This window comes from Rhizobium sp. P2_G2, assembly GCF_056403555.1.
The window spans coordinates 20,759-41,711 of the sequence record NZ_JBFUFF010000031.1 but is presented as its reverse complement, the minus strand read 5'-3'; the positions used below and the strand labels follow the sequence as shown (position 1 = coordinate 41,711).

Genomic DNA, 20,953 nt, shown 5'->3' with positions numbered 1-20,953 from the left:
GAAAATGCCTATTTCTGCAAGGCGCGCAGCAGCTTCGCGGACGGCCGGCCGTCTTCTTCCATGCCGAGCTGGCGCTGGATAGCGGTAATCGCCGTCTTGGAGCCGGAGCCGAAATTGCCGTCGATCTCGCCATCGTAATAACCGAGCGCCTTCATCCGGGTCTGCAGCTCGAATTTCTGCTTGATGTCGAGCGTGCCTTCGGGGCGCGGCCAGGCCTGTTTCAGGCCGCTATAGCCGGCGATCTCGTCGGCGAGCAGGCCAACGCCCATGGCATAGGAATCGGCGGCATTGTATTTTTTCAGCACATAGAAATTCTTCATCATCAGGAAGCCGGGGCCATTCGGGCCGGCCGGCATTTTCAGCGTGGCGCGATCCTTGCCGTTCTTGAACCCCTTGTCGCCGGGCCGGACGAAGCCGAGCTTGGCCCATTCGGCGAGCGTCTTGCTGCGGCCGGCGAGCTTGGCGGCGTTGGCGGGCAATTGCACCTCGTAGCCCCAGGTCTTGCCCGGCTGCCAGCCGTTCTTCATCAGGAGATTGGCCGATGTCGCCAGCGCATCCGGCACCGAGTGCCAGATGTCGCGCTTGCCATTGCCGTCGGCGTCGAAGCCGTAGATCAGGTAGCTGGTGGGGATGAATTGCGTGTGCCCCATGGCGCCGGCCCAGGAGCCGATGAGGTTCTTGGCCGAAACATCCCCGGCCTGGACGATTTTCAGTGCCGCGATCAGCTGCGTGCGGGCATAGGCCGCACGGCGCTTGTCGACATAGGCGAGCGTGGCGAGCGCACGCGGAACATTGTGCAATTTTTCCGGTTTATCCAGCACTGCGCCGTAATTGCTCTCCATCGACCAGATTGCGAGAAGAATATGCTTGTCGACCCCGAAATGCGTTTCGAGCGCACTCAGCGTGCGCGCGTCCTTTTTCAGCATGTCCTGGCCGATGCCGACGGTGTAGGGGTTGACGCGGCTGTCGAGATATTCCCAAATGTTATCGCGGAATTCGGGCTGATAGCGCGCCTTGTCGATCACCTCCTGATCGGGTTCGGTGACGCCCTTGAAGGCCTGTATATAGGTCGATTTACTGATACCGGCCTTGGCGGCGGTCGCGTAGAAGGCATTGATCCAACGCACGAAACCGTCGTCGGCGCGGGCCGGCGCGGCGATCAGCAGGCAGCCCGCAGCGATGAATGGCAGAAGGCTTCGAATCAAACTAAGCTTGCGGTCATTCTGCATGGATGCGATCCGGTCCTGTGGTTCCTGGACGCCGGTGCGGCCGGCTAAACCGACAAAATACAGAAGCGAGGTCAATAAAGTCTTTACCATGGGCTGATCGGGACGTCACTTCTTTAGAAAAAAAATAGGGATTGGAAATTACACCCGCACGAAAAATATGGTTACAAATTGGCACCTGGAGAAAGAAATGAAGGTCAAGAAGGCAGTCTTTCCCGTCGCCGGCTTAGGAACGCGCTTCCTGCCGGCAACAAAGGCCGTTCCGAAGGAAATGATGACCGTCGTCGACAAGCCGGTTATTCAGTATGTCGTCGATGAAGCTATTGAAGCTGGCATCGAACACTTCGTCTTCGTCACGGGCCGTAACAAAAGCGTGATCGAGGACTATTTCGACATCCAGTACGAGTTGGAAGCGACGCTGAAGGCGCGCAACAAGAAAGCCGAACTGTCGCTGCTCGAATCGATCCTGCCCAAGGCCGGCACGGCCAGCTTTACCCGCCAGCAGGAGCCGCTCGGCCTCGGCCATGCCGCCTGGTGCGCGCGCGACATCGTCGGCAACGAGCCGTTTGCACTTTTGCTGCCGGACATGATCATGAAGTCGGAAACCGGCTGCATGAAGGGCATGGTCGAACTCTACGATTCGACCGGCGGCAATATCATCGCGGTGGAGGAATGTGCCCCGGAACTGGCGCATCGCTATGGCATCGTGGCGATTTCAGATCGCGTCGGCGAGGGCTACAAGATCACCGACATGGTGGAAAAGCCGGCGCCGGGCACGCAGCCGTCGAATTTCTTCATTAACGGCCGCTACATCCTGCAGCCGGAAATCTTCAAGGTCCTGGAAACCCAGGAACGGGGCGCCGGCAATGAGATTCAGTTGACTGACGGCATGCTGAAGCTTTTGAAGCAGCAGCCGTTCACCGCCTATCACTACAAGGGCACGACTTATGACACCGGCGCCAAGGATGGCTTCATCCTGGCCAATATCGCCTTCGCGCTCGACCGGCCGGATATCCGGCCACTGTTCGAGGCTGAACTTCGGGCGATGGTTGCGGCGCTGAAATAGCGATTGCCGGGACGCGGGCGGTCGCCGCCCGCGTCGTCACTTTGTCGCACCCCCGGTTCGGTCGGACATCGCGCAACACGGTGTGAGAATGGATGGGGCGCCGTTTGCCCCATCTCTCTCGAGCATTCACAGCAACAATATTTGACGCGGGTGGGAGTGCTCCGAGTCATTCTGCCTTCTTTCGGCGAGACGTCGGAGCCCCAGATTCGAACGAACTTTTTAAATATCGACCAAAATGATAGAATTTCTTTTCTTTTGCAGAAAAACCATATATGCGATTGAAGAACGGTAGACAGCCGCCACGTTCATGCAGCCTTTCGGCACCGCCGATCCCCTATATGAGCCTGTCCCACCCGAGGCTGTTCACGACCGTTAACGAAGAGTCAACTTTTGTTGATGAGGCAATGTAGGCATGACCGCATTTTTGCTTAAATCTACTGTTTCAGCCAGTACCCATCGCGCCGTTATCGGCAAGCGCTCGCATCTTGGCGAGAGGCTGTTGATGGCTGGCTGCGCCGCAGCCGCGTTTCTGTTTGTCGGTCTCTTCGTCGTCGGTATTTTCTGACCCATCCAGCGGTCGGGATCGCCCCCTGAAGTCAAGTCCGATTGAAAATAGGGAACGCTATCCCCACATCCACGTTAACTGCGGGAAGAAGAAAGACACCCGCGGAACAGCGCAGTGTAAACGGAAAGGTTAGCTACCGGATACTGCGCCTAGGGCCAAGGAGGCCGCCATGACTGCTCTGACTTCGGGTCTGCACTTTCTCTCCGGTATTGCGCTGCATTTCGGTGCGTTGCCGGTCGGGAGGGTCGCACAGCCCGCGAAGGTCCTGCCGAAGCGCCGCAAGCAGGCGCGCGGCAATGACAATTATACCCCGCTGAGCGAGCGCCAGAAAAAGGAACTGCTCGAAAGCATCCGCCACGACGACTGGTTCGAATAAGGGTCAGTACGCGGCGAGCGCGCATCGCCCTCTTCGAATCCCGCGCCCGACGCTTCGTCCTCTGCTTTCTCCGCCTATACCGAAACCGGCTCCCCCTGTCGCGAGATCTGCTCGAGCCCGCCATATTGCTTGAGATAGGCGACGATCTCTCCCACGCCTTCGCCGCGCTTCATATCCGAGAACAGGAACGGCTTGCCGGCCCGCATGCGGGTCGCGTCGGTCTGCATCACGTCGAGATCGGCACCAACATGCGGCGCCAGGTCCTTCTTGTTGATGATCAGAAGGTCGGACTTGGTAATGCCGGGCCCGCCCTTGCGCGGGATTTCCTCGCCCTGGCAGACGGAGATGACGTAGATCGTCAGGTCCGCAAGATCGGGGGAAAAGGTGGCGGCGAGATTGTCTCCGCCCGACTCGATGAAGACTACGTCGAGATCGGGGAATTTGCGGTTGAGATCGGCGATGGCCGCCAGATTGATCGAGGCGTCCTCGCGGATTGCCGTGTGCGGGCAGCCTCCGGTCTCGACGCCGACGATTCGATCCGACGAGAGCGCCTGCATGCGCACCAGCGCCTCGGCGTCCTCGCGGGTGTAAATGTCGTTGGTGACGACGGCGACGGAAAAATCTTGTCGCATCGCCTTGCAGAGCTTTTCAGTGAGCGCGGTCTTGCCTGATCCGACCGGGCCGCCGATGCCGATGCGCAAGGGGCCGTTTCGTGAGCTCATGATCTCCATCCTTTATTCTCTACAATGTGATCGGGTCGTCCCGCTCAGGAGCGGAACAGCCTGGAATGCTGTGTCTCGTGGCGGATTGCAGCGAGATCGGCAATGATGGCGGCGCTGCCGAGATCGTCAAGTGACGATTGGGTCGCTTCGGCGGATAGTTTGACGATGATGGCTTCGAGGCCAGCGAGGACGGCGACGCCCTGTTTCTGGCCAAGCACGCTGAGCCGGATCGCCGCTGACACCGCCTGCGACGCGAGCGCGTGCAGGAACGCGGCGACGGTCCTTTCCAGCGCGATGCCATGGGCGGCGGCCACCGCGCCGACGGCAATCGCATAGGGCGGACGCTCGCCGAGCGCGTCGAGCACCGGATGCGGCCAGGCGGAAGCTGCTGCGGCAAACGCTTGGCCCAGCGTCATGATCTCGCCATGCCGTTCGGCCGAGCCGGCCAGCGCTTCGGCCAGCTCGGCGGCGTTTGCAAGGCGGTCGCCATCATCGGCGGCGCGCCATGCCTCGGCCAGCAACACCGCGTCATTCCACCAGGCGCCGTGCTGGAGCAGGGTCTCGAGCCAATCGGCGAGTGCCGCTGCATCCCCGATCAGCCCGTCATGCACGGCGCGTTCCAGCCCGCCCGAATAGGCGAAGCCGCCGACCGGAAAGGCCGGCGACAGCCAGGTCATCAGCCGGATCAGTGCCTGGCCGTCAATGTCCATGCTTATGATCGTGGTCGTGATCATGGTGGTCATGATCGTCATGGTGGTCGTGGCCGTGATCATGGTCATGCCCGTGGTCATGATCGTGGTCATGATGATCATGATCGTGGCCGCCATGCGCGTGATAAGCACCGTGCAGCGGGCTGAAAGGGGCGGTGATTTCTGCCACGGCGGTGCCGAGCCCTTCGAGCATCGCCTTGATCACATGGTCGCGTTCCAGGAGGATGCGGTCTTCATCGAACTGGGCGGCGAGATGGCGGTTGCCGAGATGGTAGGCGAGCTCGACCAGGTGCATGCGGTCGCGCGGCCTGGCTTCGAGCAGCGGCTCGTCGGCGGCCACGACCTCGACATAGCCGGCCTCGTCTTCGAGCACCAGCAGGTCGCCGTGCTCCAGCACGGCCGGCTGCCTGAGATCGAGCATGACGACGTCGTCATGGGTCATGTGCAGGAGTTTCCTGCGGATATGCCTCTGATCGTGGGTGAGCACGACGATACCGACCGGCGTCGCGCTGATATGCGGACCGGGCTTGGCGATCTTGGTGGAGCGGAAGGGCATGGTTCTGGCCTCGATATGCTGGATGCGGATCGGCAATTGAAGCCATTTTCGCCGATGGTGCAATGCGTAAAAGCGGAAGTGGGGATAAAAGCAGGGCTTGCTCCTGCCTGTGGGCAGAAGAGCTGGTGCACAAGCGACAACCTCACCCCCAGCGAAGCCGCCTCAGCTGAACGGCTTGACCAGCACCACCCCGGGCTGTCGCCGCAATATTTTCGCATCGGGATGAGCGGCGAGGAATTCGTCGGTTGCCTTGCGGGCGCCTTCCCAGAAATTATAGTCATCCATGATCACCTGGCCGCCTTCCGACAGCCGCGGCCAGACGAATTCGAGGCAGAGCTTGACCGGATCGTACCAGTCGCAGTCGATATGGGCGAGCGCGATGGTCGTGCCCTCATGCGCATGGACCGTTTCCTCGAACAGGCCCTTGACCAGCAGGATGCGCTCGCCGTCGACGGGCATGCCGAGCGAAGCAAAACTCTCGGAGACCTTGTCGTAGAGGTTCTCGACATAGCCGTAATATTGATCGCCATCGATGCCCTTGGCGTTGCCTTCGGCGATCTTCTTGTAACGCTGCTGCACCGGCTCGCCATCGGCATCGGAAGGCGGCGGGATCATGCCGAAGACGTCGAAACCGAGATAGCGGCGGCCATCGTCGAGGCGTGATGCGAGGCAGATACCCGATCCACCAAGTGCGACACCGAATTCAAGGAAATCGCCCGGCACCTCGCCGAGCACCACCGAATCGGCGGCGTTGAGCAGGCTCTTCATCTTTTTCGGCGACAGAAAGGTCAGCTTGCGTTCGCGGACTTCCTTGCCGATCGGCTTTGCTTTCATCGCAGCATTCCTGTCGCGTAGGGGGTGCCGGCAAGCCCGGCGGATGGTGCTCTGTAGCCTCCGTCGCCCGTCGAGGCAAGCCGGGCGGTCAGTGCCCGGGGGGCGATCACAGCCCGTTGGGGAAATAGCGCAGATAGATGTCGTTGAGGCGGCCGTTGCGGGCCAGCGCGATCAGCGCGTGGTCGAGCGCCTGGGTGATTTGCGGCGTGTTCTTGCGGGTCATCATTGCCAGGCCATCGCCAAAGAACAGTTGCGAATAATAGGGACCGCCGAGCGTGGCGCAGCAATTGCCGGCGTCGCTGGATTCGAGCCAGAAGGACAGTTGCAGCCCATCGCCGAACACGGCCTTGATCTCGCCCGTCTTCAGCGCCGCGAGCATTTTGATCCTGTCGTCATAGAGTTTCGGCGTCAGGGCCGGGAAAAAGGCCTTGAGCATTTCGGCATGGGCGGTGTCCTTGACCACGCCGACTTCGTTCGGCTGCAACTCGTCCGGCGACTTTATCGAGTTCGCGGCTGGCTTGGTGATAACGAAGCGCGCCGGCAATTGCATGAAGACGCGCGAGAATGTGTGGTCCTGCCGGAGATCCGGGGTGATCCTGGTGCCGGCGATCACGACTTCGCCGTCGCCCTTGTCCAGCTTCTGCTGCAGGTCCGCATAGGCGACCGCCTCGATCTGGCAGCGCTCCAGTACGTCGAGCTCGCGACAGATTTCGCGCGCCAGGTCGACATGGAAGCCCGACAGCTTTCCGGACTGGTCGATGAAATTGAATGGGGGAAAATCGACGGTGGTCAGGAAGCGGATGCGCGGCACGGCGGCAAGATCGGGTTTCGGGATGCGCTCGCGCAGATCGAACATCAGCGGGATCGACAGGCTGCTGCCATTGTCGGCGGCAGAAGCCGGAAGCCTGGCGGCCGAGGTGAGCAGGAAAATTGCGCAGACCGTCAGAAAACAACGCGACGCAGTCATTGGCTTCATTGTCGTCCATCCAGTTCCGGTCGGGCCAGTTCCGGTCGGGCCCATGAGAGCATCTAACAGAGTCAGGCGCGGGGTGGAATATTGTTCGCCGGAACTTGGCGGCTGCGGATGCGCTGTTTGCCGAGCCGCTCAGTGCGGCAGCGCAGTGATCTCAATCACCAGCATGTCCATGCCCGGGGGGATGCGCAGTTCGCCGTCGACCGGGTCGGCGATCAGGGTGTCGAAACGATCGACGTCGATGGTCTGGTCGCCGCAATAAAGCGTGGTGGCCTCGTTGAAGACGAGGATCGTGCCCGGCACTGCAATCTCGATGATGCCGCCGCGGATGCGGCTCATCCTGTGGCGGAACTGGCCGCGGCGAGTCATGATGTTGAGGTCGACGGTCGCGCCGCCCTTGTTGCGGCTTGAAATCGTGAGATCGCCTGAGAAGGCGAACGGGTCCGTCTTTGTACCGAGTTCGACGGTCTCTCCCGGCAGGTCGAGGAAGAGGCCGGCGCCATCCAAGAGCGCGATCGTCCGGTCGATGCCGGCAAAGACCGAAAACGGTCCGTCGGCTGCGACATGGGCGATCGAGAGCCGCCAGCCGAAGGATGCCACGTCGCTGCCGGGCGGGAAGGCGATCACCTCCTCGGTGGAACCCTGGCCATTCTTCCATGGCATGCGCTTATAACCGGCACGACGAAGACGCTGCATTCCCCCTCACTCTTGGCATTCTCGAAATCGCGCTTCCCGGCCTGTCTGACCGGGAAACGCCCTGATCGATCAGTTGCCCAAAATGCCCGGCAGGCGCAAGCCTTTTTCCTTGGCGCAGTCCAGGGCGATGTCATAGCCCGCATCGGCGTGGCGCATGACGCCAGTGGCAGGGTCGTTCCACAGCACGCGCTCGAGCCGGCGGGCGGCGTCATCGGTGCCGTCGGCGCAGATCACCATGCCGGAATGCTGCGAATAGCCCATGCCGACGCCGCCGCCATGATGCAGCGACACCCAGGTGGCGCCCGACGCGGTGTTGAGCAAGGCGTTGAGCAGCGGCCAGTCGGAGACGGCATCCGATCCATCCTTCATCGCTTCGGTCTCGCGGTTGGGCGAGGCGACCGAGCCGGAATCGAGATGGTCGCGGCCGATGACGACCGGCGCCTTGAGTTCGCCGTTCCTCACCATCTCATTGAAGGCGAGGCCGAGCTTGTGGCGGTCGCCCAAGCCCACCCAGCAGATGCGCGCCGGCAAGCCCTGGAAGGCGATGCGCTCACGCGCCATGTCGAGCCAGCGATGCAGGTGCTTGTTGTCGGGCAGCAATTCCTTGACCTTGGCGTCGGTCTTGTAGATGTCTTCCGGGTCACCCGACAGGGCCGCCCAGCGGAACGGGCCGATGCCGCGGCAGAACAGCGGCCGGATATAGGCCGGCACGAAGCCAGGGAAGGCGAAGGCGTTTTCGAAGCCTTCGTCCTTGGCGACCTGGCGGATATTGTTGCCATAATCGAGGGTGGGCACGCCGGCATCCCAGAAGGCGACCATGGCCTCGACATGCGCCTTCATCGAGGCGCGGGCGGCGGTCTCGACGGATTTCGGGTCGCTCTCGCGCTTGGCGCGGGCTTCCTCGACCGTCCAGCCGAGCGGCAGGTAGCCGTTGCGCGGATCATGGGCCGAGGTCTGGTCGGTGACAATATCCGGGCGCGGGCCGCCGGCTTTCATCCGCTTGACGAGTTCCGGAAAAATTTCGGCGGCATTGCCGAGCAGGCCAACGGATTTGGCTTCGCCGGCCTTGGTCCATTTGTCGATCAGCGCCAGCGCTTCGTCGAGCGTCTTGGCCTTTTCGTCGACATAGCGGGTGCGCAGGCGAAAATCGATGCGGCTCTCGTCGCATTCCACGGCGAGGCAGCAGGCGCCGGCCATGACCGCGGCGAGCGGCTGCGCGCCGCCCATGCCGCCGAGGCCGCCGGTCAGGATCCACTTACCTTTGAGGCTGCCGTCATAATGCTGCCGGCCAGCCTCGACAAAGGTTTCGTACGTGCCCTGGACGATGCCCTGGGTGCCGATATAGATCCACGACCCGGCCGTCATCTGGCCGTACATGGCCAGGCCCTTCTTGTCGAGCTCGTTGAAATGATCCCAGGTCGCCCAATGCGGCACCAGGTTGGAATTGGCGATCAGCACGCGCGGCGCGTCCTTGTGGGTGCGGAACACGCCGACCGGCTTGCCGGACTGGACCAGCAGCGTCTCTTCCTCGGAGAGCGTCTTCAGCGTTGCCACGATGCGGTCGAAATCGTCCCAGGTGCGGGCGGCGCGGCCGATGCCGCCATAGACGACCAGTTCATGCGGACGCTCGGCGACCTCGGCATCGAGATTGTTCATCAGCATGCGCATCGGCGCTTCTGTCGTCCAGCTCTTGGCGGTGATTTCGGGGCCGCGGGGGGAACGCACGTCGCGGATATTGTGGCGCGGGTCGTTGGTCATGGGGTTGTCTCCTGAGAAACGAAAAGGAAATTCCGTGGTGTCGGGTGTGGGTGGGTCATTTCACCCCTCACCAACTTCGCCCAAGGGCTCGCAAGAGCTCGCCCGGCCTGCGTATCCTCTCCCGCAAGGGGCGAGGAAAAACCCGCGGCGCCGCTTTGCCCCAAGTGAGGCAGGTACTTGTGGCACCCTGCCTCGCCCCTTGCGGGAGAGGGTAGTAAGCCCGCGAGAGGCGCAGCCGATCGCTTGGGCGCACTTGGTGAGGGGTGAATGCGACCTTGCGGAGGGGCAGTGACTGAGCGAGGAGCGACGGTCACTCACACCCCCAACGCCGGCAGAATCCCCGCCGAAACCGAGGCATTCAGCGCCCCCGACCCCACCAGCGTCCCCGCCGCCGCAAGATCGCCGGCCATATAGCGATCGACTTCCAGCGTCGGCACCACCTGCCGCAATGCCGCAATCGCCTTCTGCAATTCCGCGCTGGTCGTCAGCGGACTGCGAAACTCCACGCCCTGGGCCGCCGTGATTGCCTCGATCCCGATAATGCCAAACAAATTCTCGGTCATCTGCAGCAATCGCCGGGCGCCGTGGCAGGCCATGGAGACATGGTCTTCCTGGTTGGCCGAGGTCGGCGTCGAATCCACCGAGGCCGGATGCGACATCTGCTTGTTCTCGCTCATCAGCGCCGCCGAGGTGACTTCGGCGATCATCAGGCCGGAATTCAGACCCGGCTTCTTCGCCAGGAAGGCCGGCAGGCCGTAGGAGAGGGCGGGGTCGACCAGGAGTGCCACGCGGCGTTGGGCGATGGCGCCGATCTCGCAGACGGCCAGCGCGATCTGGTCGGCGGCGAAGGCCACCGGTTCGGCGTGGAAATTGCCGCCGGAGACGACGGAATTGTCCGAGAGCACCAGCGGATTGTCAGTGACCGCATTGGCCTCGATTTCGAGCGTGCGGGCGACCGAGCGGAGCAGATCGAGGCAGGCGCCATCGACCTGCGGCTGGCAGCGGATGCAATAGGGGTCCTGGACGCGCTCATCGCCTTCGAGATGGCTCTGGCGGATCACCGAGCCGGCGAGCAGGCCGCGCAAGGCAGCGGCAGTGTCGATCTGGCCCTTGTGGCCGCGCAGCGTATGGATATCCGGATGGAAGGGCGATGAGGAACCCATGGCGGCATCGGTCGACATGGCGCCGGTGATCAATGCCGCATTGGCGGCGCGGTGGGCACGGAAGAGGCCGGCCAGCGCCAGCGCCGTCGAGGTCTGGGTGCCGTTGATCAGCGCCAGACCTTCCTTGGCGGCGAGCACGACCGGGGTGAGGCCGGCTTTGTCGAGCGCGGCCTTGCCGGACATGCGAACCCCTTCGAAAAAGGCTTCACCTTCGCCCATCATCACCGCGGCGAGATGAGCGAGCGGCGCGAGGTCGCCCGAGGCGCCGACAGAGCCCTTTTCCGGGATGACCGGCGTGACGCGCTTGTCCAGCATCGCTTCGATCAAGCGGATGAGGTCGAGCCGCACACCGGAGGCGCCACGGCCGAGCGAGATCAGCTTCAGCGCCATGATCAGCCGTACGATATTGTCGGGCAGGGGCGCGCCCACGCCACAGCAATGCGAGAGAATCAGGTTGCGCTGCAGGGTGGCGGTGTCGGCGGCGTCGATCTTGATCGAGGCAAGTTTGCCGAAGCCGGTATTGATGCCGTAGACGGCCTCGTTGCCGGCCGCGATCTCGGCAATGCGGTCGGCGGCCTTCTGGATGCCGGCATCGAAAGCGGGATCGAGGCGAGCGCTTTCGCCGTTCCAGTAGATGGCTTCCAGTTCCCTGAGCGACACTGAGCCGGGATGGAGAGTGACGGTCATCGCGAAATCCTTTCGCCCTTGAAATAGCGGGCATGCAATGGGTTGAAGCCGATGCGGTAGACGAGTTCAGCAGGCCGCTCGATATTCCAGATGGCAAGATCGGCGGACTTGCCGGCTTCGAGCGTGCCGGTCTCACTGGCAAGACCGAGCGCGCGGACCGCCTCGCGAGTGGCGCCGGCCAGGCATTCCTCGACGGTCAGGCCGAAGAGCGTCGCCGACATGTTCATGGTCAGCAGCAGCGAGGTCAGTGGCGAGGTGCCGGGATTGCTGTCGGTAGCGATGGCGATCGGCACGCCGGCCTTGCGTAGCGCATCGACTGGCGGCTTCTGCTTCTCGTGGATGGCGTAGAACGCGCCGGGCAGCAGCACGGCCACCGTGCCGGACGTGGCCATGGCATCGACACCCTGGTCGTCGAGATATTCGAGATGATCGGCCGACAGCGCGCCATAGGAGGCGGCGAGTTTGGTGCCGCCGAGATTGGAAAGCTGCTCGGCATGCAGCTTCACGGGAATACCGAGCGCCTTGGCGCGATCGAAGACGCGGGCGATTTCAGCCGTCGAAAAGGCGATGCCTTCGCAAAAGCCGTCGACCGCATCGGCGAGGCCTTCTGCCTTCGCCTGCTCCATGGCCGGCAGGACGATATCGGTGATGTAGTCACCGTTGCGGCCCTTGTAGTCCACCGGCGTCGCATGCGCACCGAGATAGGAGGTGACGACACGCACGGGCCGGACTTTTTCGACGGCGCGGGCGGCGCGCAGCATGTTGAGCTCGCCCTCAATGGACAGGCCGTAGCCGGACTTGATCTCCATGGTCGTCACGCCCTCGGCGAGCAGCGTGTCGATGCGGGCCAGCGCGGTTTCGACCAGGCCGTCGACGGACAGCGCATTGGTGGCCTTGACCGAAGAGACGATGCCGCCGCCGGCGCGGGCGATCTCTTCATAGGACGCGCCCGCAAGCCGCATCTCGAATTCGCGGGCGCGGTTGCCGCCATGGATGATATGGGTGTGACAGTCGATCAGGCCCGGCGTGACCCAGCGGCCGCCAAGATCGACACTCTCCGACCCCGGCAGCGTGGGCAGGCCGGCTTCCGGGCCGGCATAGACAATGCGGCCGTTCTCGATGGCCACAGCGCCGTTTTCCACAACGCCCATGCCTTCTGCGCCCGAAGCGAGCGTTGCCAGATGCGCATTGCGCAAAATTGAAATAGGCTTCCCCATAGTCTCAGCTTTTGTTTGCATGTGCCGGCAATTGCGAATATGTATATACATAATGATTGGAAAGGCAAGGGGAGATTAGCGTTGAAATCACTATTCGCAAAGCGCGCTTTGGGGCCGGATGGCTGGCTCGACGATGTCCGCCTCAAGATCGATGCCGGGGCAATCAAGAGCCTCCGGACCGGGCAGAAGCCAGCTGGGGACGATGAGGTCCACGCTATCCTCGTACCCGGCATGGGCAATCTCCACAGCCATGCCTTCCAGCGGGCGATGGCGGGCCTCGCCGAAACCCGCGGCCCCGGCGACGACAGTTTCTGGAGCTGGCGCAATGTCATGTATCGTTTCGCGCTGTCGATGACCCCGGATCAGGTTGAGGCAGTGGCGGCAAAACTCTATGTCGAGATGCTGGAGGCCGGCTTCACCCGCGTCGGCGAATTCCACTATCTACATCATGACAAGGACGGCGCGCACTATGCCGATATCGGCGAAATGGCGGGCCGCATCGCCGCGGCCGTCGGCGAGACCGGCATCGGGCTGACGCTGCTGCCGGTATTCTATGCGCATGCCGGCTTCGGCGGCCAGGCGCCGGCCGATGGGCAGCGGCGGTTCATCAACGATCTCGACAGCTTTGGCCTTCTGCTCGAAGCCTGCCGCAATGTCACCGGGTCGCTGGATGGCTCAGTCGTCGGCGTGGCGCCGCATAGCCTGCGCGCCGTGACGCCGGATGAATTGAAAGTCGTGGCGACCTTGGCGCCGGATGCGCCGATCCACATCCATGTGGCCGAACAGGTGCTGGAGGTCGAGGATTGCGTGAAATGGTCGGGCGCACGGCCGGTCGAATGGCTGCTCGGCAATGTCGAGCTCAATGCGCGTTGGTGCCTGATCCATGCGACGCACATGACCCGGGAGGAGGCCCGCGCCATGGGCCAGAGCGGTGCGGTTGCCGGCCTCTGCCCAATCACCGAAGCCAATCTCGGCGACGGCATCTTTGCCATTCTTCCGTTCACGCAGGCCGGTGGTGCCTGGGGCGTCGGCTCGGACTCCAATGTGCTGATCGGGCTTTCGGATGAGCTGCGGCAGCTCGAATATTCCGAGCGGCTGGCGCATCGCGCCCGCAATGTCGTCGCCCGGCCGAATGGGTCCACTGCGCGACGGCTTTTCGATGCGGCGGTTGCCGGTGGGGCGCAGGCGCTTGGCACCAAGGCGGGGCTCGCGGCTGGCAACCCGGCCGATTTCGTCAGCCTCAAGCCGCGCGATGTGGATTTCGCCGACGATCGGCTGCTGGACCGCTGGCTTTTCGCCCATGGAGCCGATATCGATTGCGTGTGGGTCCGCGGCGTGAAACACGTTTCGGAAGGGCGGCACAGTGCGAGCGAGCGTGTCACCCGGCGCTTTCAGCGCGTGATGACGGAGCTCGTCGAAGGTATGTGATGGTCGTCTCAGCCGCTCTTCTCGCCGATCCGGAGCTGTCGCTGCACCAGCGGATCGTCAACGATATCGAGGGCAAGATCCTCTCCGGCGAATGGGCGCCGGGGCAGCGCATCCCGTTCGAGCTCGACCTGGCGGCGCAGTACAATTGTTCGCGCATGACCGTGAACAAGGCCATGACGCAGCTGGCGCGCGCCGGCCTGGTCGAGCGGCGCAAGAAATCCGGCTCCTTCGTCACCCAGCCGCATTCGCAGTCGGCAGTGCTGGAAATCCGCGACATCAAGCTCGAAGTCGAAAGCCTGGGCAAGCCCTATCGCTACGAACTTTCGGAGCGGAAGAAGCGCAAGGCGACGCTGGAGGATCGCGCCCATCTGGCCGTTGCAGTCAACTCGCCGGTGCTGGCGATCACCGGCCTGCACTATTCCGGCGATCGGGTGTTCTGCCTCGAAGACCGCATCATCAACCTCGCCGCCGTGCCGGGGGCGGCCGAGGAAAAGTTCGAGCGGACTGCACCCAGCCCCTGGCTGTTGCAACAGGTGCCGTGGAGTGCGGCCGAACACCGGATCATGGCGGTCGAAGCGGATGAGGATATCGCGGCGGCCCTGGATATTCCGGTCGGCGCTGCCTGTCTGGTGGTCGAGCGCCGGACATCGATGAACGGCGCGTTTCTCACCCATGTACGGCTGACTTATCTGGGGTCAAGCCACGAACTGATCGCCCGGTTCACGCCGTCGCTGGCGGGGTCGGCGTAATCAACTCCAATCGAGTTGACCGATCGGAGCTGGCCGCTGCAATCCTCGACAAGTTTTAATCAAAAAGCCGGATCGACAGAGCAAGCGTCTGCGGCACCGGGTTCCACATGCCTGTGCGGAGACCTGCCTCTCGCAACGCACGCGCCGTCCAGGTGTTGCAGCCCATCAATGCGTTGAAGACGCCGTTGGCCTCATAGAAGGCGTCGTCGCGGCCGTAACGCGCACCGGGGATCAGTGCCGGTTTATCGTCCTGAAGCGCGAAGCTGGCGAGAATGAAATCAAGCATGCGGTTTTCGCCTGCGTCGCTGACGCTCAGCCGCGTCACGCCGGGATCGTCTTGCCGGATCGTGCCGGCGACGGAGACATGCATCACCGAACGATCGACGGTCAGCGCCCGGAACACCGGCAGCGGCTTGATGTCGGCCCAATGCGGCGTTTCCAAATAGAAGGAGCGACCGCCCCAGCCGACGACCAGATATTTCGCACCGGGATTGTCGACCGGTATACCGGCTTCGATGAGGAAGGCGAAGCGGGTGCGTAGTGCATCGTCGAGCGGGATGGCGATGTCGGTGTGGATGGGGTTGGAGAGGAGGAGGATTTGGCGGGGGGCTTCATTCGAACTGTCCGCATTCGCCGATTGCAGCAGCGGGCGGGGGATGAAGGTGCCCGCCGCGACAAAAACCGCGATCAGAACCAGAAGGCGGATGATCCAACGCAGAATGGCTCTCAATGCGCGATGCTCAGCCAAAGCTTGATATCATCGACATGGTCGCGAATCCCATGCAGGTGATTCAGCCTCAGCTCCGTTTGTTCTTCAGCCACCATGCGATGCTCCAGCAAATCTCATGAGGAATAGGCGTGCCGCCAGATTTTGCAACTTGGAACACGGAAGAGTGTTCCGAGTGCGGCAACATTCTCAGGTTTTCGCTTAGGGTCACCCCATCATGTCGGCCAGTGGTTCAAGCCTGTCGCGATATTTCAACAAATAGCGATGGTTCTTGATGAAATGCGAGCCCAACGCATCCACTGCATGTTGCTTGACCGGCTCGATATCCTCGCCGGTCAGAAGCACCCGCACGGCAAGCGCAAATCCCCACTCAGCCTGTGTCAGATAGCCCAGCCGCCGGGTCGACCAGCCCTGCGTGCCGCTTCCGACGTCGTTAAACTGACTGAACTGGAACGACTGGTTGCCGCCGAACAGCCCGAAGCCGAAGAACACGGTGGCGAGATCGGTGGCGAACTCCTCGTTGTCGCCCCAATCATCCGGACGCGCCGGGATGGAATGGAGGATGCCGTGGCAAAGTTCATGCGCCAGCACCGCGATGAGATGTTCCAAATCGCGGGCGCTGCCGGGCTCGTAGGTGATGACCTGGCGATTGTCCTGTCTGCTGTAGGTGCCGGCCGGGTCGCGCGGCGCGTTCTTGACGATCGCCAGATGGCCGACATGGGGATCGATCGCTGCTTGCTGGGCAACGAGCTCGAAATTGCTCGGATCGACGCCGAGCTGGCCGCAGACCTGGGAAAAGACGAATTCCACATGCGCATGCCCCGAAAGGCCTGAGCGCGGGAAGTCCGCTTGTCTTGGATATTTCGACGGCAGCGATTTCAGGCGGTCAATGCCGCCGAGATTTTCCAGCAGCCAGGCCCACGCGCCCAGCTGCCACTCGACATCGTCATCGCTCAGCGTCGGCTTCGTCGACCAGAACATTTCAGAACAGGAAGTAGCGCTGCGCCATCGGCAGCACCGTTGCCGGCTCGCAGGTGAGCAGCACGCCGTCGGCGCGGACTTCGTAGGTTTCCGGGTCGACCTCGACATGCGGGGTGAGGTCGTTGTGGATCATCGATTTCTTCGAGATGCCGCCACGGGTGTTTTTCACCGCCAGCAGCTTCTTCGCCACGCCGAGCCTTTTTTGCAGACCGGCATCGAGCGAAGCCTGCGAGACGAAGGTGACCGAGGAATTGGTGCGCAGCTTGCCATAGGCCGCGAACATCGGCCGGTAATGCATCGGCTGCGGCGTCGGGATCGAGGCGTTTGGATCGCCCATCGGGGCCGCGGCGATCGAGCCGCCGAGCAGGACCATGTCCGGCTTGACGCCGAAGAAGGCGGGTGACCAGAGAACCAGATCGGCGCGTTTGCCGACTTCCACCGAGCCGATCTCGTGGCTGAGGCCCTGGGCGATGGCCGGATTGATCGTATATTTGGCGATGTAGCGCTTAATCCGGACATTGTCGTTGTCGCCGGTCTCTTCTTTCAGGCTGCCCCGCTGACGCTTCATCTTGTCAGCCGTCTGCCAGGTGCGGATTGCCACTTCGCCGACGCGGCCCATGGCCTGGCTGTCGGACGAGATGATCGAGAAAGCCCCCATATCGTGCAGGATGTCTTCGGCGGCGATCGTCTCCTTGCGAATGCGGCTTTCGGCGAAGGCGATATCTTCCGGGATCGACGGGCTCAGGTGATGGCAGACCATCAGCATGTCCAGGTGCTCGGCAAGCGTGTTGACCGTATAGGGGCGGGTCGGGTTGGTCGACGACGGGATGACGTTGAGCGAGCCGCAGACCTTGATGATGTCGGGCGCGTGACCGCCGCCGGCCCCTTCGGTGTGGAAGGCGTGGATCGTGCGTCCTTTGATGGCGTCGATCGTATCCTCGACAAATCCGGATTCGTTCAGCGTATCGGTGTGGATCATCACCTGGATGTCATAAGCGTCGGCAACGGACAGGCAGCAATCGATCGCCGCCGGGGTCGTGCCCCAGTCTTCGTGCAGCTTCAGGCTCGAAGCGCCGGCCAGCACCATTTCCTCGAGTGCGGCGGGCAGCGAGGCATTGCCCTTGCCGGCCAGCGCGAGGTTCATCGGGAAGGCATCGAAGCTTTCGATCATGCGTTCGATATGCCAGGCGCCGGTGCAGGTGGTGGCGAGCGTGCCATGGGCGGGACCGGTGCCGCCGCCCAGCATGCAGGTCACGCCGCTCATCAGCGCTTCCTCGATCTGCTGCGGGCAGATAAAGTGGATATGCGCATCCATGCCGCCGGCGGTAAGGATCTTGCCCTCGCCGGCAATGGCCTCGGTCGAGGGGCCGACGATGATCGTGATCCCCGGCTGCGTATCGGGATTGCCGGCCTTGCCGATGGCAGCGATGCGGCCATCCTTGAGACCGACATCGGCTTTGACGATGCCCCAATGGTCGATGATCAGCACATTGGTGATGACGGTGTCGACTGCGCCATCCGCCCGCGTCACCTGGCTCTGGCCCATGCCATCGCGGATGACCTTGCCGCCGCCGAATTTTACTTCTTCGCCATAGGTGGTGAAATCCTTCTCGACCTCGACGAAGAGCTCCGTGTCGGCGAGACGCAGCCGGTCGCCGGTGGTCGGGCCGAACATCGAGGCGTAGGCGGCGCGGGACATCTTGTAGGACATGGGGTCAGGCTCCTTGGGAGAGGGGAGTGAACGGAAAGGTTTTTCCGGCCTTGCGGTCGATCGTGATGGTAGGCGAGGCGCCGGCTGCCTCGTTCAGTTCGGCAATCAGGTAGTCGGCAAATCCTGCTGTGCCCTTCTTGAAGGATGACAGCGCCCGCTCGATGGCAGATGCTTCGGCGAGCACGATGACGTCGGATGAAAGCAGGCTTTCGACGACCGAAGTCAGCCGCGAGCGATCGTATTCCGGCCTGCGCCGCAGCGTCCAGACCAATTCAATCAGAGTGATCACATTGACGTAAGCCGGCTGCTCCGTGGTCAGCCGATTGTCGACGAAATCCGTCACAACGGGCGACCAGATCGGGTCGTCGTCTAGGAGATAGTGCAACAGGATGTTTGTATCGATGCCGATCAAGGGTCTTCCTCCCTGCGATCGATGTCGGTTCTGAGCTGAACGGTTTCAGCAATCGCGTTTTCGATGTCGACCGGTTCGCTTGGCGTGTTGAAAATGCCCTTCAGGTGCCGCAGGCCGCTCTTCTTGGCGATCACCGATACCTTGCCATCATCGCCGATGATGAACTGCACCGAGCCGCCCGGCGGCAGACCGAGCGCCCTGCGGACTTCTATGGGAATCGTCGCCTGTCCCTTTGTCGACGTTCTGGCATCAAACCTGCCCGTTGCGCGCTCCATGAATTCCCTACTTTTCAGAAAATTCATACATATCACGAATTCCCATACTTTTCCAGTCTCCCCTGCCTCACGCGATCTTCCACCCACTGCTCCTCTGCTTGCCAGGGGTGCCATTCCCAGCCCTGATGGCCGAAGCCGACGAGCGTCACGCGATCGCCCTTCTGGCTGAAATGGGTGAGGAATTCGGCAATGGCGACGAGGCCGGTGGAAGGCACGACATAGGGGCCGGGATGGTAGGCTGCGAGTTCGGCGTCCAGCTGCTCTTGGGTGGCTGCGGGGACGACATGGAAGGCCTTGCCGGTCTCCCGGGCAAAGTCGCGAAAGCCATCCGTATAGTCATCACAGAAATCATCCAGTTCCGGATGTTCGGCGAGGATCGATGGCCGCATCGCGGCGAATTTATGGGGATCGCGGACGCACCAGATGGCAGATGCGGCGAGCACGAAGGGATTGGTCTTCCACTCCGAGTCCTCGGTCATGGCTTTGCCCGGCCGACCGGTGTTGCAGACGGTGACGATATCGGTCTTCGTGCCGCCATTGCCGGCCGAGCGGCAGTCGTTGAAGCGCATGACGACGTCGGCCGCGTCGATCGTCCGGGCCAAGCCGGGATCGATCTCGCCATTGCCGACGATCATGATGCTGCGTGTCGTCATTCACCCAGACCTTTGATCAGGCCTTTCAATGCCTTGATGCGGTCGTTGGTCATCTCGGTCTTGCAGCTCAGCAGCAACTGGCCGAGGATGGTGCCGCCCTGCGCCTCGTAACCGACAGTGTCGCAATGGGCGTCGCGATACTGGATCCAGATGCGCTGAGCTGCCTTGAGCGAAGCGACAGCTCCGGCCTGCGCTTTGCTCTGCGCCTGGGAGTCGAGATCGGCTTCGGTCTTGAGCGCCTGTTTGTAGACAGCGTTCAGCTGCTTGTCGGCCTTGTCATAGTCCTGCTCGGCGCAATATTGCATTTCCACCGTCGTGTTGCCGCCATTGGAGCAATCGACCTGCGGCTGGTCCTCGGCCAGGGCCTGATTCACGGTCGGGAGGAAGAGAAGCATGGTGCAAAGTGTCAGAATGGAAAGTCGCATAAGTCCTCCGGCTCAGCCCGCGCCCTTGATCAGGTCTTGCAGTTCCTTGATGCGTTTGTTGGTCAGGTCGGCCTCGCAGCCATTGATCAACATAGGCTGCATCGAGCCGCCAACGGCCTGGTAGCCGACGCCCTCGCATTGGCCGTCGCGGTAATCAATCCAGGCGCGCTGCGCCTTTTTCAGCGCCTGCACCGCGCCGACATAGTCAGGATTGATCTCGGCCGATTGCTTGTCGAGATCCGCCTGGCTCTTCAGCGCCTCCTTGTAAACGACGTTGAGCTGCTTGTCGGCCTTCTCGTAATCCATCGCCGCGCAAGAGTTCATGTCGGCCTGCGTCTCGGCATTCTTGCAGTCGATATTCTGGTCGTCATCGTTGCCATCTTGCTGCGCATGGGCAAGACCCACGCTGCTCCACAGCAACACTGCTGCGATTGCCGCTCTCCTCATGCATCTCCTCCTGATTTTTATAATTTTCCCATCACCTGCTGGCGGAAGCCGTAGACTTCGCGCTTGCCGGAGAGCGGGATAAGCTGCACCGTGCGCTTCTGGCCGGGCTCGAAGCGCACCGCCGTGCCGGAGGGAATGTCGAGACGCATGCCGCGGGCCTTCTCCCGGTCGAAATCCAGCCCCTTGTTGGTCTCGAAGAAATGGTAGTGCGAGCCGACCTGGATCGGCCGGTCGCCGGTATTGGCGACGTCGATAGTCACGGTCGGCAGGCCGGCATTGAGTTCGATCTCGCCCTTGGCGGGGATGAGTTCACCGGGGATCATGGTCGGTCCTTTCTCACGCGGCCTTGGTGGGCTGGCAGCCTTCGGCTTTCAGGATACGTTTGGTGGAAGCGGGATATTTGGCTAGCATCGCAGCGGGGCGAATGGGACGGGCGGTGAAATTGCCGCCGCAATTGGGGCAGGTGCCGGCGAGCGTATTTTCCGCGCAATCGGCGCAGAACGTGCATTCGAAGGTGCAGATGCGGGCCTCGGCGCTCTCGGGCGGCAGGTCCTTGTCACAGCACTCGCAGTTGGGGCGGAGTTCCAGCATCGAGG

General features: G+C 62.3%; 25 protein-coding genes. 5 read left to right on the top strand and 20 right to left on the bottom strand.

Going from position 1 to position 20,953, the window contains the following annotated elements:
* Positions 1-8: 8 nt before the first annotated feature.
* Positions 9-1,229: a lytic murein transglycosylase gene (locus tag AC1D06_RS21350; RefSeq protein ID WP_477987833.1), complete on the bottom strand. Its 1,221-nt coding sequence runs from the start codon at positions 1,227-1,229 to the stop codon at positions 9-11.
* A gap of 187 nt (positions 1,230-1,416) precedes the next feature.
* Here AC1D06_RS21350 and galU point away from each other — a divergent pair, with 187 nt between their 5' ends.
* The 3 genes from galU to AC1D06_RS21335 all read left to right on the top strand — a co-directional run bounded on the left by galU (position 1,417) and on the right by AC1D06_RS21335 (position 3,233).
* Positions 1,417-2,292, top strand: coding sequence for a UTP--glucose-1-phosphate uridylyltransferase GalU (galU, locus tag AC1D06_RS21345; protein WP_477987832.1), 876 nt, complete (start codon positions 1,417-1,419; stop codon positions 2,290-2,292).
* A gap of 412 nt (positions 2,293-2,704) precedes the next feature.
* The gene (locus AC1D06_RS21340) at positions 2,705-2,857 is read left to right on the top strand and encodes a hypothetical protein (RefSeq protein ID WP_477987830.1); all 153 of its coding nucleotides are present in this window, start codon (positions 2,705-2,707) and stop codon (positions 2,855-2,857) included.
* Between the two features lie 169 nt (positions 2,858-3,026).
* Positions 3,027-3,233 (top strand): hypothetical protein, encoded by a 207-nt coding sequence (locus AC1D06_RS21335; protein WP_477987828.1) that lies wholly within the window; start codon positions 3,027-3,029, stop codon positions 3,231-3,233.
* Between the two features lie 74 nt (positions 3,234-3,307).
* Here the strand turns inward: AC1D06_RS21335 and ureG are convergent, their stop codons facing one another.
* The 9 genes from ureG to hutI all read right to left on the bottom strand — a co-directional run bounded on the left by ureG (position 3,308) and on the right by hutI (position 12,570).
* Positions 3,308-3,955: an urease accessory protein UreG gene (gene ureG, locus AC1D06_RS21330; protein WP_477883126.1), complete on the bottom strand. Its 648-nt coding sequence runs from the start codon at positions 3,953-3,955 to the stop codon at positions 3,308-3,310.
* A gap of 44 nt (positions 3,956-3,999) precedes the next feature.
* Positions 4,000-4,698 carry an urease accessory protein UreF gene (locus tag AC1D06_RS21325; protein ID WP_477987862.1) on the bottom strand — a complete coding sequence of 233 codons (699 nt, stop codon included), beginning with the start codon at positions 4,696-4,698 and terminating at the stop codon, positions 4,000-4,002.
* On the bottom strand, positions 4,655-5,221 hold the full coding sequence (locus tag AC1D06_RS21320; RefSeq protein WP_477987861.1) for an urease accessory protein UreE: 567 nt from the start codon (positions 5,219-5,221) through the stop codon (positions 4,655-4,657). The genes AC1D06_RS21325 and AC1D06_RS21320 overlap by 44 nt, the downstream gene beginning before the upstream one ends.
* Positions 5,222-5,383: 162 nt before the next feature.
* Positions 5,384-6,055 (bottom strand): TylF/MycF/NovP-related O-methyltransferase, encoded by a 672-nt coding sequence (locus AC1D06_RS21315; protein ID WP_477987826.1) that lies wholly within the window; start codon positions 6,053-6,055, stop codon positions 5,384-5,386.
* A 106-nt stretch (positions 6,056-6,161) separates the two neighbouring features.
* Entirely contained in the window at positions 6,162-7,031 is an 870-nt protein-coding gene (locus AC1D06_RS21310) for a transporter substrate-binding domain-containing protein (protein WP_477987825.1), read from the bottom strand.
* Positions 7,032-7,160: 129 nt separating this feature from the next.
* The gene (locus AC1D06_RS21305; RefSeq protein WP_477987824.1) at positions 7,161-7,724 is read right to left on the bottom strand and encodes a HutD/Ves family protein; all 564 of its coding nucleotides are present in this window, start codon (positions 7,722-7,724) and stop codon (positions 7,161-7,163) included.
* Between the two features lie 69 nt (positions 7,725-7,793).
* Positions 7,794-9,482, bottom strand: a complete 1,689-nt coding sequence (gene hutU / locus AC1D06_RS21300) for a urocanate hydratase (protein WP_477987823.1) — start codon at positions 9,480-9,482, stop codon at positions 7,794-7,796.
* Between the two features lie 314 nt (positions 9,483-9,796).
* Positions 9,797-11,332 carry a histidine ammonia-lyase gene (hutH, locus tag AC1D06_RS21295; RefSeq protein ID WP_477987822.1) on the bottom strand — a complete coding sequence of 512 codons (1,536 nt, stop codon included), beginning with the start codon at positions 11,330-11,332 and terminating at the stop codon, positions 9,797-9,799.
* Positions 11,329-12,570 (bottom strand): imidazolonepropionase, encoded by a 1,242-nt coding sequence (gene hutI, locus AC1D06_RS21290; RefSeq protein WP_477987820.1) that lies wholly within the window; start codon positions 12,568-12,570, stop codon positions 11,329-11,331. The genes hutH and hutI overlap by 4 nt, the downstream gene beginning before the upstream one ends.
* Before the next feature lie 60 nt (positions 12,571-12,630).
* On the opposite strand from hutI, the gene AC1D06_RS21285 reads away from it, so the two are divergent.
* Positions 12,631-13,977 (top strand): formimidoylglutamate deiminase, encoded by a 1,347-nt coding sequence (locus AC1D06_RS21285; RefSeq protein WP_477987817.1) that lies wholly within the window; start codon positions 12,631-12,633, stop codon positions 13,975-13,977.
* On the top strand, positions 13,977-14,726 hold the full coding sequence (gene hutC, locus AC1D06_RS21280; RefSeq protein WP_477987816.1) for a histidine utilization repressor: 750 nt from the start codon (positions 13,977-13,979) through the stop codon (positions 14,724-14,726). The genes AC1D06_RS21285 and hutC overlap by 1 nt, the downstream gene beginning before the upstream one ends.
* A 55-nt stretch (positions 14,727-14,781) precedes the next feature.
* Here hutC and AC1D06_RS21275 read toward each other — a convergent pair whose 3' ends face one another.
* The 10 genes from AC1D06_RS21275 to AC1D06_RS21230 all read right to left on the bottom strand — a co-directional run bounded on the left by AC1D06_RS21275 (position 14,782) and on the right by AC1D06_RS21230 (position 20,948).
* Positions 14,782-15,456 (bottom strand): TIGR02117 family protein, encoded by a 675-nt coding sequence (locus tag AC1D06_RS21275; RefSeq protein WP_477987814.1) that lies wholly within the window; start codon positions 15,454-15,456, stop codon positions 14,782-14,784.
* Between the two features lie 204 nt (positions 15,457-15,660).
* On the bottom strand, positions 15,661-16,434 hold the full coding sequence (locus AC1D06_RS21270; protein ID WP_477987812.1) for a hypothetical protein: 774 nt from the start codon (positions 16,432-16,434) through the stop codon (positions 15,661-15,663).
* 1 nt (position 16,435) lies between these two features.
* The gene (gene ureC / locus AC1D06_RS21265) at positions 16,436-18,145 is read right to left on the bottom strand and encodes an urease subunit alpha (protein ID WP_477987811.1); all 1,710 of its coding nucleotides are present in this window, start codon (positions 18,143-18,145) and stop codon (positions 16,436-16,438) included.
* Positions 18,146-18,149: 4 nt separating this feature from the next.
* Entirely contained in the window at positions 18,150-18,557 is a 408-nt protein-coding gene (locus AC1D06_RS21260; RefSeq protein WP_477987806.1) for a PIN domain-containing protein, read from the bottom strand.
* On the bottom strand, positions 18,554-18,859 hold the full coding sequence (locus tag AC1D06_RS21255; RefSeq protein WP_477987805.1) for an AbrB/MazE/SpoVT family DNA-binding domain-containing protein: 306 nt from the start codon (positions 18,857-18,859) through the stop codon (positions 18,554-18,556). Before AC1D06_RS21255 ends, AC1D06_RS21260 begins: the two co-directional genes overlap by 4 nt.
* 5 nt (positions 18,860-18,864) lie before the next feature.
* Positions 18,865-19,485, bottom strand: a complete 621-nt coding sequence (locus tag AC1D06_RS21250; RefSeq protein WP_477987804.1) for a Urease operon accessory protein — start codon at positions 19,483-19,485, stop codon at positions 18,865-18,867.
* A complete protein-coding gene (locus AC1D06_RS21245; protein ID WP_477987803.1) occupies positions 19,482-19,910 on the bottom strand; it encodes a lysozyme inhibitor LprI family protein in 429 nt (142 codons plus the stop codon). Before AC1D06_RS21245 ends, AC1D06_RS21250 begins: the two co-directional genes overlap by 4 nt.
* 12 nt (positions 19,911-19,922) lie before the next feature.
* Positions 19,923-20,357, bottom strand: coding sequence for a lysozyme inhibitor LprI family protein (locus AC1D06_RS21240; protein WP_477987802.1), 435 nt, complete (start codon positions 20,355-20,357; stop codon positions 19,923-19,925).
* A gap of 17 nt (positions 20,358-20,374) precedes the next feature.
* Positions 20,375-20,680, bottom strand: a complete 306-nt coding sequence (locus tag AC1D06_RS21235; RefSeq protein ID WP_477883160.1) for an urease subunit beta — start codon at positions 20,678-20,680, stop codon at positions 20,375-20,377.
* A 13-nt stretch (positions 20,681-20,693) separates the two neighbouring features.
* Positions 20,694-20,948: a DUF1272 domain-containing protein gene (locus tag AC1D06_RS21230; RefSeq protein WP_477987801.1), complete on the bottom strand. Its 255-nt coding sequence runs from the start codon at positions 20,946-20,948 to the stop codon at positions 20,694-20,696.
* Positions 20,949-20,953: the final 5 nt, after the last annotated feature.